This is a genomic window from Streptomyces pseudovenezuelae, from assembly GCF_029892565.1.
Taxonomy (GTDB): Bacteria; Actinomycetota; Actinomycetes; order Streptomycetales; family Streptomycetaceae; genus Streptomyces; species Streptomyces pseudovenezuelae_A.
This window is the reverse complement of record NZ_JARXVH010000065.1, coordinates 1-2635: the sequence shown is the minus strand read 5'-3', so window position 1 is coordinate 2635 and position 2635 is coordinate 1. Positions and strand designations below refer to the sequence as shown.

Genomic DNA, 2635 nt, shown 5'->3' with positions numbered 1-2635 from the left:
TGTCGACGATCGCGATTTTCCCCATGTCGGGTGGTTTGAGCACTTTGTTATTCCCCATACCGAATTCTCCTAATTGGCCATGGGTACGGCGGAGTTCGGGATCGAGGGACCGGGGCATCGCGGAGGTGCTCGGGGCGGCTCTCGGCCTGTGGTTCGCAAGGCCGATGGGCAGCCCGGATGGCGAGGAGAACGTTCGTCGTGGTCGATGTCACCGAGATCTACGTCCACTGGTATGCAGGCCGCTCGAAGCGTGAGCTGGCCGCGTCGCTGGGGGTGGACCGCAAGACAATCCGCAAGTACCTGACGCCGGCGGAAGCGGCCGGGATCACTCCGGGCGGGCCGCCGATGGGCGAGGCCGACTGGGCCAAGCTGATCAAGGAGTGGTTCCCTGAGCTGACCAACTCCCGCCTGCGGCAGATCACTTGGGCGGACATCGACCGGCACCGCGACTACATCGAGGGCCTGCTGGGTGAGGTGACGGTCACCACGATCCACCAACGGCTGCGGGACGAGCACAAGCTTCAGGTGTCGATCTCCGCGTTCCGCCGCTGGGTGCACGCCACGCTGCCCGACGAAGTGAAGAGGTCGCAGGTCACCGTCCTGCGCGAGGACATCGAGCCGGGCGAGGAGGCCCAGATCGACTACGGCTTCCTGGGGCAGTGGATCAACCCGCGCACCGGCACACGGCACCGGATCTGGGCCTTCGTGATGGTGCTGCCGTGCTCGCGGCACATGTTCGTCCGCCCCGTCCTCAACCTCCACCAGCACTCCTGGACCGAAGCGCACGTCGCGGCCTTCCGCTACTTCGGCGGGGTCCCGCGCCGGCTGGTGCCGGACAACCTGAAGACCGGCGTCGACAAGCCCGACCTCTACGACCCGAAAATCAACAAGGCGTATGCCGAACTGGCCACCCACTACGGGGCGTTGGTGGATCCGGCTCGCGCCCTGAAGCCAAAAGACAAGCCCAGGGTGGAACGGCCCATGCCCTATATCCGAGACTCGTTCTGGCGCGGGCGGGAGTTCATCTCGATCGAGCACATGCAGGCCGAGGCCGTCACCTGGGCACAGAACGTCGCAGGCCAGCGGCCATGCCGACCGCTGGGCGGGGCCGCCCCGATGACGGTCTTCGGGGCCCTGGAGGCGGAGACACTGCTGCCGCTGCCGCCCACCCCGTTCGTCCTGGCCCGCTGGTCGACCGCGACGGTCGGCCCGGACATCCACATCAAGGTCGGCCGCACCCTCTACTCGGTGCCCTGGAAACTGATCGGCCGCCGGGTCGACGTCCGCTCGACTGCCACGATGGTCCAGGTCTTCCTCAACGGTGAACTGGTCAAGACTCACGCGGCACTTGAGCAGGGAAAACGCACCGACAGGAGCGACTACCCGCCGGAGAAGATCGCCTTCCAGATGAAGACGCCGATCTGGTGCCGCACCCAGGCGTCCGAGATCGGCGACGCCTGCCGCGAGGTTGTCGACCAGCTGCTGGAAGTCAACGCGCTCTACCGGCTCCGCGCCGCCCAGGGGGTCCTCGGACTGCGGAAGAAGTACGGCGAGACACGCCTGGAGGCCGCCTGCGCGCGGGCGATCGTGGTAGGCGACCCGTCCTACCGCACCGTCAAAGGCATCTTGATCGCCGGCACCGAGACCGATCCCGAGCCCGAGACCAGCGGAGACGCGGGAGCCGCGGCCTTCCTCCACGGACCGAAGCGGCTGTTCGCCTCCGCGACACCCCCCGACACGGCGGACGAGCTCCGCGACGACCAGGTCCACGGCGAAGCTGAGGGAAGCATCTGATGAGCGTGATGGACACCGCCCTGCGCGAGTCGCTGAAGTCGCTGCGGCTCTCGGGGATGCTGGAGACCTTGGACGCCCGCCTGGCCCAGGCCCACGGCGGCGAGCTCGGCCACCTCGACTTCCTCCAGGTCCTCTGCCAGGACGAGATCACCCGCCGCGAGACCGTCGCCTTCCAACGGCGCCTGCACCGGGCGAAGTTCGAGCAGCAGGTCACCCTGGAGGAGTTCGACTTCACCGCCTCCTCGAAGCTGCCCGCAGCTCAGATCCGCGACCTCGGCGCCCTGCGCTGGCTGCATGCGGGCGAGTCGGTCATTTTGTTCGGTCCCGTCGGGGTCGGAAAGACGCACGTCGCACAGGCCCTCGGGCACCTCGCGGTCCGCCAGGGCGCCCACGTCCGCTTCGCCAAGACCAGCCGGATCCTCGCGGAGTTGGCCGGCGGGCACGCGGACCGCACCTGGGACAAACGCCTGCGTGAGTTGGTACGTCCCGACGTGCTCATCCTCGACGACTTCGCGATGCGCCAGCTCGGCGCGGCCCAGGCCGATGACCTCTACGAGCTGGTCAGCGAGCGACAGGGCCGATCCCTGATCATCACCAGCAACCGGGCACCCAGTGACTGGTATCCCCTCTTCCCCAACCCCGTCGTCGCCGAGTCCCTCCTGGACCGGCTCATCAACACCAGCCACCAAGTCATCATGAACGGCCCCAGCTACCGGCCGAACAAGCGCCCCAAGAACCCCACCGACAAGCGCGGCAAGCCCCCGGTCAAGTGACCCCGATCAGGCGAGGGGTGGGCGAATTACGCAAACTTTCGGCGGGGGAATATCGCGAACGTCCACAA

The 2635-nt window shown here is 67.4% G+C and carries 2 protein-coding genes; both read left to right on the top strand.

Annotation, left to right across the window (positions count from 1 at the left end; all coding sequences use genetic code 11):
- Window positions 1-198: 198 nt before the first annotated feature.
- On the top strand, window positions 199-1794 hold the full coding sequence (gene istA / locus M2283_RS51440; RefSeq protein WP_280883555.1) for an IS21 family transposase: 1596 nt from the start codon (window positions 199-201) through the stop codon (window positions 1792-1794).
- On the top strand, window positions 1794-2567 hold the full coding sequence (istB, locus tag M2283_RS51435) for an IS21-like element helper ATPase IstB (RefSeq protein ID WP_280883554.1): 774 nt from the start codon (window positions 1794-1796) through the stop codon (window positions 2565-2567). Before istA ends, istB begins: the two co-directional genes overlap by 1 nt.
- Window positions 2568-2635: the final 68 nt, after the last annotated feature.